A 13,793-nucleotide genomic window follows, 5' to 3' on the forward strand; every position below is an offset into this window, starting at 1 on the left:
TGGTCAGACTGTTTATTTTTATTATAATTTAGACCTTAAAATAAAGCAATAAAAAAACCGGGCATAAAGCCCGGTTTTTTTAACTTTTATAAGCTTACTGCTGAATGAGAACAGTCTGAGTTCCTGCATCCCAGCCAACAACTGCACCGAATGCTTCAGCTACGAAGCGAGCCGGCAGCATGGTTCTGCTGTTTACGATTTCAGGAGCTACATCAGCAGTCTTAGCTTCACCGTTTACGGTGTAGGTGGTGCTGCCGATGGTGAATACTACAACATCGTCACCTTTAGTTAAGGTTACGGTTCTTGCAGCATCATCCCAAGCAACTTCTGCACCCAGCATTTCGCCGAGGTAGCGCATCGGAACATAAGTTCTAGCATCCTTAATGTAAGGAGCTACATCCATAACCTTAGCAACTCCACCAACATAGTAGATGGAAGAACCAATCTTGAATGTGCCAGTTCCAGCACCTTCAGCAGGGGTTACGCAGTTGGCAATGACAACTTCACCAGCAGATACTTCGCTGAATTCTGCAGTGCCAGTTGCGCCATCTTTTATATAGCCTTCATCTAAAGCAGTGCTGCCAGTACCATTACCAACAGTACCTTCAGCTTCTACTAAGGTAGCTACTACAGGTCCAGTCGGAGCATAACGGTATCCGGTAATGTATACATCGCTAATTTTAATGGTGCTTGCTTTGGTGCTATCTGTGTCAATGGTTATAACCAGTTCATCATTGGAGTTTATATCCACATCGTCAATTTCGAGATTGCCTGCAACAACTCCTACTGTAGGTTCTTTATAAAACTTGTAACCACCATCTAAAGCTATAACAATTTGATTATTATCAGTGCCTGCTAATATAGCACCAGCTTTATTTTCTTTAATTGTAATATCGGCTACCTTTACTCCCTGTTCCCCAACAACTATATCAGGAACTTCATCAACGCTAATTTCCACAGCCTTAACAGCTTCAGCCACCTTTACGGTTCCCTCAGCACCTGCACTGCCGCTTACTTCGATCTCAATATCCCCTTCAAAACCAGGTTCAACATAAACTTCTCCTTTTTCTACCTTAATTGTGGCAGCTTCAGTACTGAGACTTGCAACATCAATAGAAATTTTTCTTTCGCTGCTGCCTACATAATCGAATCCATTGCTTCCAAATACATCACTACCATCTTCAATACTTACCTGAGGTAACTTAGACCATTTAACCCCAGCAGGTAATTCTAAAACTATACTTCTGTTGGCAATTAAACTGCCAGCAATATTTTCTTTTATATAAAACTCTCCAATATCCTGCCCAGTTTGCCCAGCTATAACTTCTTCAACTTCACTTTGTTCTACCTCAACACCATAACTACCATATTTTGCAACTACTACATCCTCTTCGGTTACATCATCATTAGTATTGCTGGAAACGCTTACTTCGATTTCATCATAGTTTATATCATCATCAGCTTTTATTTTCAGATAATTTCCGGAAATACCTATATTGATCCTACCAGCAGTGGTATCAACAGTGGATTTGGTAAAACCGCTTTCTAATTTTAATATTAAAACATTATCTGTTCCTGAAAGACTAAATTCTCCAGTCGAGCTACTTTGCCCAGAGAAGCCCCATGCACCTGCAACAACTGCATTGCTATAGTCCCAAGACAATCCGCTCGGCAATCTTAATTCAATTTCGTCGCCTGCTTTCAAAACTCCCGGAATGGTTTCACGAATAATTATGGTATCAATTTCTCCACCGTCTTCTCCAATCGTCTTAACACTTTTAGCTATAGTCTGGGTAGCACCGCTGCCAATCTTTGCTATGGTAGCCGTTCCTGTCGGGAAAACACTTCCTGAAGACATAAAGGTTACATCAACATTTCCAGATCCACTTTTTACTAAAATATTTTCAAATTTAATCAACAAGTCAGCTTCATTATCTCCCGCTGCGGCAGCATTGCGTACAAAAGCTAATTCCCAAGTAGTTGCACTACTCTTAGCGCTCAATACTGTAGTAAGTTCGTCTACACCACCTTCTTGACTTGAAGTAACAGCGACATTGCTATTACTTGTAAATTCCACGCCGGAAGGAAGGCTTATTGTTAAATATTCCGCATATACAGTATCAAAAACTCTCTTATCAGGAATGTTTACCTTAACTGTTCCAAGTGTTTGTTCATTTACAGTATCAGTAGAAACCGTTGGTGCTGTCAATGTTTCATAAGTTGTTCCTGCACTTGCAGTTCCCAGACCCACAAACATGGTCATGAGCATGGCAAGAACGAGCAGTATGGATAATTTTTTGCTTCTTGCTTTTATCAAGTCCGTCTCCTCCTTTTATTTTTGTTTTTTTTATTTTCTAAGTAATTTCAGGTGATCCAGGTGGTCAAAAACCCTTAGACAGCTCCCCTATTCCCCCTTTCCTTGAAAATTTTAAGGTCATCAGTGGAGCCTTTTAAGCCATCTAAGACTTCCACCATGCTTTTCACCGGCTGTTAATTATGACGCCATAATCCCACTTCAGGTTCCACTTTTTTAAAAAATTTTTTTAATTTTTTTTGAAACAGGGGACGGTTCTCTGTTTCACAGGATGTGAACCTTTTTCCTCCTTCTACTTCCTCCGCCCGCTTCTATCGCCACTAGCAGATCAAACAGGGTATTCCCCTGCCGCTAAACACCCTAACCATACCATATTTTCCTGCTTAACAGAAGGTAAAAATCTCTCCTATCCCTGCTTTTTCCCCATCACCGCTCCCAGTTCTGCCACCAGAGTCAGCAGGGAATCAGCCGCCTTATACTTATATTCCAAACCTTTATCTTCCCGCTCCCTTACAAGCCTTTCCTGCAAGCGTTTACCCATATGAAAACTCTTTATAAGCGTTTCCTCCCCGCAGGTAAGGGGGATTTCCGCACCAGTTGCAAGGCAAATCAGACAGGATAATCTGCCTTCCCTCTTAAAGTCCCGGACGGCTCCCACCTCCACATACCCGTTTACCATGTCATTCTTGCTCACCGTTTTTCTCATCTTGAGCGGAATAAAAACCCTTTCATCTATGTAAAAAGGAAGCAGCCTGGATTTCCCAAATTCCTGGGATAAGAGCCTTTGCTGTTCAAAAAAGTCCACAGCATAATTCTTTAAAAATGCTCTCCTCACCGCTTTTATTCCGCTGTAAAAAACCTTAACCTCCCCATTTGCAAGGTAAATTTCAGTCGCATCTCCTTTATCCGTATAAACTGGTCTTAAGGCAATTACATAATCCCTTATCTTCTCCAGCCTTACTGCTGCCATATCTTGTTTCCCTCCTCAAATTAACATTTAATTCCTTTTCATTCTAGCATAAGCTTTATAAAAATAGAACATTTGTTCTAAAATTAAAGGAAAAATCTGTTTTCCGTCTTTTTCCTTTTTCCCTGCCCGGTTTTAAAATAAAAGGCACAGGAGAGCTCTCTTAAATCATCAAAAGGAGGTGAAACCGATGGCAAACGCAGTCCCCGTATCCAGCAGCCTGGTCTTAGTGATGGAAAACGGAACATCTTCCACCGGCAGGACTTTAACCAAAAAGCTCACCTTCAAAAGCCTGAAGGTAAATGCTGTCGCCGATGACATCTACAATGTAGCCCAGGGCCTTATAAGCCTGCAGGAAAAAGAAAACCTGGCCGTTTACAAGGCAGACATGGTGGAAATAACCGAATAGCCTGTTTTTTAACATAACCGGAGAGGAGGTGAAACATATATGGCAGTTGAAAGAACCCTTGTCCTGGAATTCAAAACCGAAGGGGACAAAACCCACCGAATGAGAATAAGCGGAGCCCGTGAAGACCTTACTCCTGCCGAGGTAAACAGCGTCATGGACAGCATCGTATCCTCCAATATATTTGCTACCGCAAGCGGGGATATAACCAGCAAGTCTTCCGCCCAGATAATCTCCCGCGAAGTAACTGAAATTCAACTCGGCTGATCTCAGTCTGAACACAGCAAAAGGAGCGAAGGCTTCCCGCCTTCCTCCTCTTTTAAATTGGGGACGGTTCTCGATTTTAAAACTACTTCATCATCGAAATACTTTTTAAAATGGGGACGGTTCTTAATTTTAAATCTATTTCGATTCGTAACATATTCATCTATATCAGCAGTCAAAGTTTTAAATAGTTTCAGCAACACCAGTTCCTGTTTCTGCATTTTGCTTTACAGTTAAACCTTGCTCAAGCAAAAGCTTCTGCCCGCCGGTTTGAGGATCCAAATATTCTGCCCAAAGGAAACAGCTTTAACCTATCTGCCGATTCAAAAGCGAGCTGCCGGCAGCAAATGCGGTTTTCAAAATCGCTTGGAAAACAAGCCAGCTTAAAACTTGTAAATAAGGAGGGAAACAACATGGAAGAAATGCTCGGAATAATAGGCAATGTCGGCTTTCCCATCGCGGTTGCCGTTTATCTTCTGGTGCGCATTGAAAACAAGTTAAATTCCCTTACCGAAGCTATAATCCAGCTCAGGGAAGCCATCATCCTTCTCCCCCGGGAGAAAGATAACTTTCCGGCAGTTTAGCCCTTGCTAAAACAGTATACTAAAAATCCGCAGAGATTTAACCTTTTCCCTCTGCGGTTTTTATTTTTCCCCAGGAATCATGGGAGGGCTTCCGGGATTTCTTTAAAAATATAAAAAAGCAGGAAAATGATTCCTTTATCCCTTCCATTTTCCCTTCTCTTTTCAACTGCTCTGCAATAGTCATAATATCTTCCCTCCTCTCCGGAATAATCCTCCCAAGTATGCTGATTATTTCGTTCATTACATTCTTTCCTTCTTAATCAACCTAAATTAAATTTTATTTGAGCCTTTTATTATCTTCCTTCTTATATCTTCCAGGTCAGGAAAGCCATTAAAGTCGTAATTATGACTTTTTCTTAAAATGCTATAACACGGTCCTTCAGTTTCAATTTCCTGAGTTTTGCCTGTATTACATAGCCTTCGCGCCTTTAACCATCCCACCAAAACAAAACCCGCAAATGTAGCTAAAAACAGGTATATTAAAATTAAAAGAGGTGCAAATTGTACACGCACCTCTTCATCCAAAACTTTCCACTTATTCCTCCAGACTCTTCTTAATCTCCTCCACCTGCTCAACTGCAAGTCCGGTAAGCTTCGCCACTTCCTCCACACTATGCCCTTTTTTCAAAGCATTAAGTGCTTTGGCTGCCTTCGCTATTCCTTCTCTCATTCCTTCTTTCATTCCTTCTTTTATCAGCTTCTCCGCAATCGTCATTATATCACCTCTCCTTTCCGGTATAATCCGTTCTGCATAATCCATCACTTTTTTCATGTCTATACCTTCTACTGTCTTCAATATGTAAAGCATTACCGCACTAAATAAATACCCCTCTTCTTCCGGCAGTCCCTTTATCTCCCAAAAAACCTGCTCAAAAAATACTGCAAATCCTTCTTTCTCTATCTTCCTTCTCAAAAGCAATGTTCTCAAAAACAGTTTTACTGCTAGATCTTCTATCATTATCTAAATCTATTTCCGGTTTCAGTTCAAATAATATATGCTCAAAAACCGGAATATATCTCTCAAGGGCTGGATATTTTTCTATATCTTTTATGAGTTTTTTAAAAGCAAACGGTATTTTCCATTTTTCCTCTCCATGATAAAATACTACCGGAATTATAGGGGTAAGCTCTCTCCGGTTTTCTTTGTCTATCTCCCTCTCCCAGATGTTCAACATGTATTTTAAAAGCTGCAGGGAAGTGTATTCATAATAATAGCTTTTATGTTCGATGAGAAAATATACATATATCTCTCCCCCTTCTTTTAGCCGGGATTTGAAAAGAAGGTCGGAGTAAGCTCCCTCTAATTCCTGGCTTATGAAGCTCGCCTTCTGGGGAAGGAGACGCTCAAGGTCTATAATCTCTTTTATTTCAGAAGGCAAAATAACCTCCAAAAGTTCTCTGGCTATCTCAGGGTTTTCCATAAATTCTTTGAAGTATTTGTCATGGATATTGGTTATTTCTTTCACCTGTATTAGTTCCTTTCTCATACTTCTATTTTACAGTATATGGGATAAAAATACACCGTGCAATAAGATTAGAATACTTTCTTACTGCATTTCTTTCATATTTCCCTAAGAACAATAACTGCAAAGTAATTAAAAATCTGATATAAAAAACGAGAACAGCAACCGCTGCTCCCTTATTCCCTCTCCAACACCCTCCTTACCACTTTCACCACCCTATCCTGCTCTTCACAGCTAAGATTAGAGCCGGAAGGAAGGCAGACGCCTTTTTTAAAAAGCTTGTCAGCTATGCTTATCCCGTCCTCGTGGGTAAAATACTCACACCCGGCAAAAAGCGGCTGCAGGTGCATCGGCTTCCACACCGGACGGGATTCGATATTTTCTTCTGCTAGGGCATTTATAATATCTAAAGGAGTTATGCCCAGTTTCTCAGGCTCCAGAGTCATTACTGTAAGCCAGCGGTTAGAACGGCCGAAAGGAGCTTCCGGCATAAAATCTATGCCTTCTATATCCCCTAATGCCTTCTTATACCTGGCAAAAACTCTTCTTCTTGCCTCTACCCTTTCTTCAATAACCTTGAGCTGCCCCCGGCCTATGCCGGCTAAAACATTGCTCATGCGGTAGTTATAGCCCATTTCGCTGTGCTGGTACCATACCGCCTTATCCCGCGCCTGCGTTGCCCAGAACCTGGCCTTAGAAAGCGCTTTTTCATCATCAGATACTAGCATTCCCCCGCCGGAAGTAGTTATTATCTTATTGCCGTTAAAGGAAAATACGCCAAAATCCCCCCAGGTCCCGCACTTCTTCCCTTTATAGGTGGCTCCCAGGGCTTCTGCCGCATCTTCAATAACCGGCACACCATACCCCCGGCATATCTCAAGTATAGGCTCCATATCCGCACTCTGCCCGTAGAGGTCAACCACCACTACTGCTTTCGGAAGCTTCCCCTTCCTTTCTGCCCATTTAAAAGCCTTAAGAAGTGCTAAAGGAGACATATTCCAGCTCTCCGGTTCCGAATCTACAAAAACGGGGATTCCCCCCTGATACAAAACCGGATTTACGCTGGCTATAAAAGTAAGGGTAGAACAGAAAACCATATCTCCCCTCTCTACCCCTATAAGCCTTAATGCCAGGTGAATCCCGGCTGTTCCCGATCTTAAAGCTACCGCTCCTTTTGCTCCCACATATTCAGCCAGTTCCTTCTCAAAGGCATCTACATTAGGGCCATTGCACCTATCCAATTCAAAGCAAAGGCTTCCTTTATATATTCTTCTTCATATCCGCTTAGATGGGGAGGAGATAGATAAATACGAGATTTTTCTTGCATATTCAGCCCCTCATTTTCCATAAATAATGCACTAAACATACCCCTCCGGATTCTTCCTCTGCCAATTCCACGCATCACGGCACATATCCTCTAAATCTCTCTCCGCCTTCCAACCCAGCTCCTTAAAAGCCTTAGTCGGGTCGGCGTAACATCTCGCTATATCCCCTGGCCTGCGGTCAGTTATGACATATGGAATTTTTACCCCCGAAACCTTCTCAAAAGCACGAACAACCTCCAAAACACTATAGCCTCTTCCGGTCCCCAAATTGTATACCATAACCCCTCTATCCCACTCCAGCTTTTTCAATGCTTGTAAATGCCCTTTCGCCAGGTCAACTACGTGGATATAATCCCTTACCCCGGTTCCGTCAGGGGTATCATAATCTCCCCCGAAAACGTTCAGCCTTTCTCTCTTGCCTACCGCCACCTGGGTAATATAAGGCATGAGATTGTTGGGAATACCTTCCGGATCTTCGCCTATAAGCCCGCTTTCGTGAGCACCTATCGGATTAAAGTAGCGAAGCAGGCTTATCCCCCATTCATTATCGGATATATAAATATCCCGCAGAATCTCTTCTATCATAAGCTTAGTCCGCCCGTAAGGGTTTACCGGTTTAAGCGGGAAATCTTCTTTTATAGGGACAGAATCAGGATTTCCGTAAACCGTTGCCGAAGAACTGAACACCATCCTCTTTACCCCAAATTCCTGCATAACCTGGCAGAGAACTATTGTTCCTGTCACATTATTATGGTAATACCTGAGGGGAAAACTTACCGACTCACCTACCGCCTTAAGCCCGGCAAAATGAACTACAGCCTCTACCTCATTTTCCTTAAAAATTCTTTTAAGTCCTTCTCTGTCTAAAATATCTGCCTCATAAAACCTGAAATCCCTTCTGGCAATCTTCTTTATCCGATCCAAAACCTCCGGTTTACTGTTAGAAAAATTATCTAAAATTACAATTTCATAGCCTGCTTCTAAAAACTCCACACAAGTGTGGCTGCCTATATACCCCGCTCCGCCGGTCACCAAAACAGACATGCAAATCCCTCCGTCAACCTTTTATATCTGAGCTATCCTTGCCCTTGCCGCTCTCAATAAAACATCCACCTCTTCTATCTTCATAAAGCTTACAATTATAAAATAAACAACCGCGCCCAGCGCAATCGAAGTCACCAAAGCCAGATTGGCGTTAATATATAAAGGCAGAGTATTATAAAGCGCAAAAACCGCTGCTCCCATAATTGCTGAAGCAGCCGATATTTTTATAAAAGTTAACAAAATATTTTTTCCTCCCAAAGCCCCTATTTTCTTCCGCAGATTAAACATCAAAAGCCCGGCGGTGAAAACAGCCGCTATGCTCGTAGCTAAAGCCAGCCCGCCGATACCCAAATACCTTGATAAAATAAGGTTTAAAATAATATTCATCGTAAACCCAACTGCTGCATTTATCATAGGTGTTTTAGTGTCCTGCAGAGAATAAAAAGCCCTGGCTAAAATTTCCCGCAGTCCAAATCCAGTCATGCCTATCGCATAAAAAAACAAAGCATAAGCGGTCATTTCCACTGCCCTGGCATCAAACGCACCCCTGCCAAAAAGCAGCCTCACTATCGGTTCAGTAAGCAGCATGGCTCCTACGGTTACGGGAATCAACATCAGATTAACCGTATTAACCGCTTGAGCAATTGACTTCTTCAATCCTTCAATATTATTATCTGCTGCCATCCTTGAAATTGCCGGATAAATAACAGTAGCAACAGTTAAAACAAAAATCCCCTGCACAAAACCATTTAGCCGGTTGGCATAATTCAAGGCCGATATTCCGCCTACTGCTATTCCGGAGGCTAAAGTCCTGTCCACCAAAGTATTTATTTGACTTATCGAAGAACCTAATATAACCGGTAATGCCAAATATATAACCCTTCTCAGGTAGGGGTCTTTTCTGTCAATAAGCAGCCTGTACCTGTATCCATTTTTAAAGGCAAAAGGCAACAGTAAAAAAAACTGGGAAGCAATAGCCAAAACAAGCCCCCAGGGCAAAAAAATATAACTGCCGTCCGCACTCAAAAAAAATGAAGTAATTATAAAAAAATTATAAGGAAAACCGATTAGAGCAGGAATAATAAAATTGTTCTTTATCTGCAGATAGCTTATGAAAACATAGGCTAATGCCATAAAATATATCCCTAATATACTTATACGGGTAAAATCAACTGCAAGCCTTAAAGTATCTCCCTTAAAACCAAACGCAAACAGTTTCACAACTGGCTCAGCGAAAACTAAACCTGCAAAAATAACCAGCGTGCAAAAAATAATAAGGAAATTTATAAGATTGTTAGAAAACCGGTCTGCTTCTTTGACTCCCTTTTGCGCTGTAATCTCCGTATAAAGGGGAATATAGCTGGTAGCCAGTCCTGTTCCGATAAACGCAAAAATAACCGTAGGAATGGTAATAGAAATCAAATAGGCATCGCTCACTGCCGACGCCCCATAAAAATATGCCAAAACTAATTCCCGGGCAAAACCCAGGAATTTGGAAAGCAAAGTTATTATCATTAATGCTAAGATGGTTTTTTTCACGGAAGGCACCTCAAGGTAAGAATTTGTTGTTTTCTTCATAAAATCACTACAACACTTAAAATCAAATCATATCCCAACTAACCGGAGTTCCTTTCTTCACATCTCTGTTTACTCTTTTTCCTAGAACTATATCATAATATTTCGGTTCTAGACCATAACCCGGCCGTATAATCCTTAAGTTTTCTTCAGTGAAAACCTCTCCTGCTTTCATATCTTTAGCTACATATAATGAACGCCTGAATTTAAGCAATTTTTTCTCATTATAGGTAGTTCCATAGTTTATTTTGCCTAAGGCCTGCCAGGCACGCTTGGTCTCTTCAACCAGCATCCTCATCTCATGCGGTTCCATGGAAAAAGCAGCATCTACTCCGCCTTCCGCCCGGGATAATGTAAAATGTTTCTCTATAAAGGTGGCCCCCAAAGCGACACTGGCTACTGCTGCTCCTATTCCTAAAGTATGATCTGACAAACCTACTTCACAGTTAAACAGTTCTCTCATGTGAGGTATAGTCAGCAAGTTTGTATCTTCAGGACTTGCCGGATATGTGCTTGTACATTTCAAAAGTATTATATCCTTACACCCAGCTTCTCTGGCCGTTCTCACAGTCTCGTCTAGTTCTGCCACTGTTGCCATTCCGGTAGAAATTATCATCGGTTTGCCGGTTGAAGCAACTTTCTTAATAAGCGGCAAATCTGTATTCTCAAAAGAAGCAATTTTATAACACGGAACATCCAATTCTTCCAAGAAATCAACCGCCGTTTCGTCAAAAGGAGTGCTGAAAACAATGAGACCTAACTCCCTGCATTTTTCAAATATCGGTTTATGCCATTCCCAGGGGGTATATGCTTCCTGGTATAAATCGTAGAGGGTTCTGTCCTTCCAGAGGCTTTCTTTATCTTCTATAAAAAAATCTGGTGTGTTAACATCTAAAGTCATCGTATCTGGAGTATAGGTCTGAAGTTTTATCGCATCTACACCCGCTTTAGCAGCCGCCTCAACTATTTCTAACGCCCGCTTTAAAGATTGATTATGGTTGCCTGACATTTCGGCAACTATGAAGGGAGGACAATTCTCTCCTATCTGCTTATTAGCAATCTCAATGGGCATAAACCCCTTCATCTCCTTATTTAAATAATAAAAGCTAATCTCAGCCTAAATATCTTTACTATACTCAATGTAGTCTTTAAATCTTTTTTCACTGTATCCTGCTTTTTTAAAAGCCTTTTGTGAAGCAATGTTAGACAACTTAACTTTTCCTACTATCCTATTTACAGGTATATTATACTCTTTTATTACCTGAACTATATTAATCAATATCTGAGTTCCATATCCTCTTCCTCTGTAATTTTTATCTACACTATAATTTATAATAGCTGTATCCTCTTCTATATCCAATCTAATTTGTCCAACAGGTTGATCAAAACTAATCACTATAAAGAATAAGCATTTAGGAGAATTGATTTTTTCATAAAACCACTTTTTATGCTCATCATAACTTATAAAATGTTTGTTAAAAGAATTTTCCCTTACCACCGGATCATTCGCCCATTTGTATAGTAAATCACAGTCTTCTTCTTGAACCAATCTGAAATGTATATCCAACTTTAAGATTCCCCTTTGTTTATTCCTTTTAACTTGAGCTTTCTTTTAGAATTGCAGAAACTCATAAACATTATTATTCCCAATCTTCATCTGTTTCAGAAAATTTAATATTATCCGATTGCTTAACATTTTTCTTATTTCGTCATATAAAAAATCTTCACTAACCTCTTCTGCTATGCCTGCATATCTAACTATACCTAATTTTTCTAGATATCTTGCTGTATCTTCCTGATTTTTAGCTACCGTAATGACTAAAGAAGGCAACCCCATATAACACCTTTCCCATGTCGTTGCCCCTCCCGCCCCGATAGCCAAATCCGCCTCTGCCATCAGCTCTGCCATGTTGTTTACCTGGCAGTAATAATTGACATTAGGGTAAACATCACACAGTTTTTTTATCTTTTCCTTGTGCGGATTTGCCTTCCCTACCACTACATCAACGGTTATATCCGGACGATTAAGCATTAACACGGCTTTTAACGCTTTTTCGGTTTCATTGGTAGGATCAGAACCGCCAAAAAAGATTAATATCCTTCGAACGGTTCCGTCTCTTTTTTTCAACTTTTTCCTGGCTTCTCTGAACTCAGGTCTCAGCAAAGCGTAGGAAGGACCTAAAAGCTTTACACAGTGGGGAGGAACTAAACCCTCATATCGTTTTTCCATATTTTCAACAAGATTTTGGTCTAATAATAAATCGCAGTCATGCTGCCTGTTAGCCAGGTCATCTATCACCATGATTTTTTTTACATATGGCCTTACTATTTGTTCCCATTTTATGTCTATTGCATAATGGTCAATTATTATCCAGTCGGGCGATTCTTGCTTAAGTATCCGGACAGTTTCTTCGGCATCTCTTCTAAAATCTGCTCCCAGCCAGGTTGAATAATCATCCGGTATAATCTGGCTTTTGTTCTCGTAAGGAAGCATATATATCTGGTATCCTCTTTGTTCAGCCACTTCAATGATATTCCCCGGCAAATTGCGGCATATAAACTTTACTTCTGCTCCTTTATTCCGCAGCTCATCGGCAAGGGTCAAACACCGCATAAGATGTCCTGACCCTATTATGAAAGCGGAATCAGTTCTAAAAATTATCTTCTTCATCTACTCTATCGCCTTCTGTTTTATATGCTGATTTATATTGAAAATCTCCGGATTTTGTTCGATAAGTTCTAAACAGTCTTCCATGGTAAAATCTTTCTTGTAAGGATAAAGCCTTTCCAGGATCGTTTTTACCAGTTTAAAATCTTCCTTTGTATCTACTGTCCAGCGATGTTTGCTTTCATCTTTTTTGTATTTAACAGAAAAGATTTTAAATTTTTCCGGATGGGAATAGATATAAAGGGTTACATGTTCCCTCTCCGGCTTTAAAACTGCTTTTTTATGAGCTTCTTCAAGAGCTGCAAAGGAAAGTATTTCGGTATCCATTCCCCGCGGATAAGTCCTTTCTATGGTATTTGAAATATAGTCATATTTTCCGGAATTTTTTATGTAAGTATCTATTATTAGATCTACAACTGCCGGGTCGATTAAAGGGCAATCTGATGTTACTCTTACTACTGCATCTGCCCGGTATTCTTTGGCTGACTCGTAATACCTTGATAGAACATCTTCTTCTGAACCGCGATAGTAAGGAATTTCAAGCTTTCTGCATAATTCTACTATCGGTTGGTCACTGTTGTTTATTGTAGTAGCAATTATTATTTCATCAGCATTTTTTACTTTTTTCAATCTTTCTATCTGGTATTCAAGCAGTGGTTTTCCCATTACTTCTTTTAAAACTTTGCCCGGCAGGCGGGTGGATGTCATCCGCGCCTGGCTTATTATTACTATTCTCATTTGATTACCTCTCTTACTGCCTTTATGACTCTATTAATTTCTTCATCACTCATTCCCGGAAAGATTGGCAGTGATAATATTTTTTTATACCAGTCTTCAGCTGCCGGATAATCTCCCCAGCTGTATCCAAATTTTTCTCTGTAATACGGAAATGTATGAACAGGTATATAGTGCACCTGGGTATATATGTTTTTTTGTCTCAATTTTTCGTAAAGCTCTCGGCGGTCAATTTTGGCTTCATTTTTTATTTTGATTGTATACAGGTGATATGAACTGTAGTAACCTTCTTGAGTAAAGGGCAAATCTAAAGGCAGTTCTTTGAATTCCTGGTTATATTTTTTAGCTATCTCTCTACGCCTTTTTACAAACCAGTCCAGCTTGTCAAGCTGGGATATGCCCAGGGCTGCCTGTATGTCAGTCATTCGGTAGTTAAAGCCTAAATACT

The 13,793-nt window shown here is 40.5% G+C and carries 17 protein-coding genes and 1 pseudogene; 3 read left to right on the forward strand and 15 right to left on the reverse strand.

Translation table 11 applies throughout. The annotated features are described in order from the left end of the window. Nucleotides 1-94: 94 nt before the first annotated feature. On the reverse strand, nt 95-2,317 hold the full coding sequence (locus H0Z36_RS05850) for a copper amine oxidase N-terminal domain-containing protein (RefSeq protein ID WP_296864345.1): 2,223 nt from the start codon (nt 2,315-2,317) through the stop codon (nt 95-97). 403 nt (nt 2,318-2,720) lie between these two features. Beyond that, nucleotides 2,721-3,284 carry a hypothetical protein gene (locus tag H0Z36_RS05855; RefSeq protein ID WP_296864347.1) on the reverse strand — a complete coding sequence of 188 codons (564 nt, stop codon included), beginning with the start codon at nt 3,282-3,284 and terminating at the stop codon, nt 2,721-2,723. A gap of 187 nt (nt 3,285-3,471) precedes the next feature. Here H0Z36_RS05855 and H0Z36_RS05860 point away from each other — a divergent pair, with 187 nt between their 5' ends. After that, nucleotides 3,472-3,690: a DUF1659 domain-containing protein gene (locus tag H0Z36_RS05860; RefSeq protein WP_296864349.1), complete on the forward strand. Its 219-nt coding sequence runs from the start codon at nt 3,472-3,474 to the stop codon at nt 3,688-3,690. Between the two features lie 39 nt (nt 3,691-3,729). Further along, entirely contained in the window at nt 3,730-3,954 is a 225-nt protein-coding gene (locus H0Z36_RS05865; protein ID WP_296864352.1) for a DUF2922 domain-containing protein, read from the forward strand. Nucleotides 3,955-3,956: 2 nt separating this feature from the next. Here the strand turns inward: H0Z36_RS05865 and H0Z36_RS05870 are convergent, their stop codons facing one another. After that, nucleotides 3,957-4,154, reverse strand: a complete 198-nt coding sequence (locus H0Z36_RS05870) for a hypothetical protein (RefSeq protein ID WP_296864354.1) — start codon at nt 4,152-4,154, stop codon at nt 3,957-3,959. Nucleotides 4,155-4,364: 210 nt separating this feature from the next. Between H0Z36_RS05870 and H0Z36_RS05875 the strand changes: the two genes are divergently transcribed. Beyond that, nucleotides 4,365-4,535: a YvrJ family protein gene (locus H0Z36_RS05875; RefSeq protein ID WP_296864355.1), complete on the forward strand. Its 171-nt coding sequence runs from the start codon at nt 4,365-4,367 to the stop codon at nt 4,533-4,535. Between the two features lie 37 nt (nt 4,536-4,572). Here H0Z36_RS05875 and H0Z36_RS05880 read toward each other — a convergent pair whose 3' ends face one another. The 12 genes and pseudogenes from H0Z36_RS05880 to H0Z36_RS05935 form a co-directional block, all read right to left on the reverse strand. Beyond that, a complete protein-coding gene (locus H0Z36_RS05880; RefSeq protein ID WP_296864357.1) occupies nt 4,573-4,776 on the reverse strand; it encodes a hypothetical protein in 204 nt (67 codons plus the stop codon). Between the two features lie 29 nt (nt 4,777-4,805). Then, nucleotides 4,806-5,048: a hypothetical protein gene (locus H0Z36_RS05885; protein ID WP_296864359.1), complete on the reverse strand. Its 243-nt coding sequence runs from the start codon at nt 5,046-5,048 to the stop codon at nt 4,806-4,808. 22 nt (nt 5,049-5,070) lie between these two features. Further along, nucleotides 5,071-5,448 (reverse strand): hypothetical protein, encoded by a 378-nt coding sequence (locus tag H0Z36_RS05890; protein ID WP_296864361.1) that lies wholly within the window; start codon nt 5,446-5,448, stop codon nt 5,071-5,073. Continuing rightward, the gene (locus H0Z36_RS05895) at nt 5,405-6,022 is read right to left on the reverse strand and encodes an Rpn family recombination-promoting nuclease/putative transposase (RefSeq protein ID WP_296864363.1); all 618 of its coding nucleotides are present in this window, start codon (nt 6,020-6,022) and stop codon (nt 5,405-5,407) included. Before H0Z36_RS05895 ends, H0Z36_RS05890 begins: the two co-directional genes overlap by 44 nt. A 152-nt stretch (nt 6,023-6,174) precedes the next feature. Then, nucleotides 6,175-7,325, reverse strand: a pseudogene (locus tag H0Z36_RS05900) (DegT/DnrJ/EryC1/StrS family aminotransferase). Between the two features lie 31 nt (nt 7,326-7,356). After that, a complete protein-coding gene (gene galE / locus H0Z36_RS05905; protein WP_296864365.1) occupies nt 7,357-8,367 on the reverse strand; it encodes a UDP-glucose 4-epimerase GalE in 1,011 nt (336 codons plus the stop codon). Nucleotides 8,368-8,388: 21 nt separating this feature from the next. Continuing rightward, nucleotides 8,389-9,906, reverse strand: a complete 1,518-nt coding sequence (gene murJ, locus H0Z36_RS05910; RefSeq protein WP_296864367.1) for a murein biosynthesis integral membrane protein MurJ — start codon at nt 9,904-9,906, stop codon at nt 8,389-8,391. A gap of 61 nt (nt 9,907-9,967) precedes the next feature. Then, entirely contained in the window at nt 9,968-11,014 is a 1,047-nt protein-coding gene (pseI, locus tag H0Z36_RS05915; RefSeq protein WP_296864369.1) for a pseudaminic acid synthase, read from the reverse strand. 45 nt (nt 11,015-11,059) lie between these two features. Beyond that, complete coding sequence (locus H0Z36_RS05920) at nt 11,060-11,509, reverse strand: GNAT family N-acetyltransferase (protein ID WP_296864371.1); 450 nt, start codon at nt 11,507-11,509, stop codon at nt 11,060-11,062. Between the two features lie 45 nt (nt 11,510-11,554). Beyond that, nucleotides 11,555-12,613, reverse strand: a complete 1,059-nt coding sequence (gene pseG, locus H0Z36_RS05925) for a UDP-2,4-diacetamido-2,4,6-trideoxy-beta-L-altropyranose hydrolase (protein ID WP_296864373.1) — start codon at nt 12,611-12,613, stop codon at nt 11,555-11,557. Further along, nucleotides 12,614-13,348, reverse strand: coding sequence for a glycosyltransferase family protein (locus tag H0Z36_RS05930; protein WP_296864375.1), 735 nt, complete (start codon nt 13,346-13,348; stop codon nt 12,614-12,616). Then, nucleotides 13,345-13,793, reverse strand: a 449-nt coding sequence (locus H0Z36_RS05935; RefSeq protein WP_296864376.1) for a DegT/DnrJ/EryC1/StrS family aminotransferase, incomplete at its 5' end; no start/stop codon positions are given. The genes H0Z36_RS05935 and H0Z36_RS05930, both read right to left, overlap by 4 nt.

It is taken from the genome of Thermosyntropha sp. (assembly GCF_017656155.1).
GTDB lineage: Bacteria > Bacillota > Syntrophomonadia > Syntrophomonadales > Syntrophomonadaceae > Thermosyntropha.

Coding starts and splice junctions, on each gene's coding strand:
- H0Z36_RS05855 (WP_296864347.1), bottom strand. CDS start 3,284: ATGGCAGCAGTAAGGCTGGAGAAGATAAGGGATTATGTAATTGCCTTA.
- H0Z36_RS05860 (WP_296864349.1), top strand. CDS start 3,472: ATGGCAAACGCAGTCCCCGTATCCAGCAGCCTGGTCTTAGTGATGGAA.
- H0Z36_RS05865 (WP_296864352.1), top strand. CDS start 3,730: ATGGCAGTTGAAAGAACCCTTGTCCTGGAATTCAAAACCGAAGGGGAC.
- H0Z36_RS05875 (WP_296864355.1), top strand. CDS start 4,365: ATGGAAGAAATGCTCGGAATAATAGGCAATGTCGGCTTTCCCATCGCG.
- H0Z36_RS05880 (WP_296864357.1), bottom strand. CDS start 4,776: ATGAACGAAATAATCAGCATACTTGGGAGGATTATTCCGGAGAGGAGG.
- H0Z36_RS05895 (WP_296864363.1), bottom strand. CDS start 6,022: ATGAGAAAGGAACTAATACAGGTGAAAGAAATAACCAATATCCATGAC.
- galE (WP_296864365.1), bottom strand. CDS start 8,367: ATGTCTGTTTTGGTGACCGGCGGAGCGGGGTATATAGGCAGCCACACT.
- pseI (WP_296864369.1), bottom strand. CDS start 11,014: ATGCCCATTGAGATTGCTAATAAGCAGATAGGAGAGAATTGTCCTCCC.
- pseG (WP_296864373.1), bottom strand. CDS start 12,613: ATGAAGAAGATAATTTTTAGAACTGATTCCGCTTTCATAATAGGGTCA.
- H0Z36_RS05930 (WP_296864375.1), bottom strand. CDS start 13,348: ATGAGAATAGTAATAATAAGCCAGGCGCGGATGACATCCACCCGCCTG.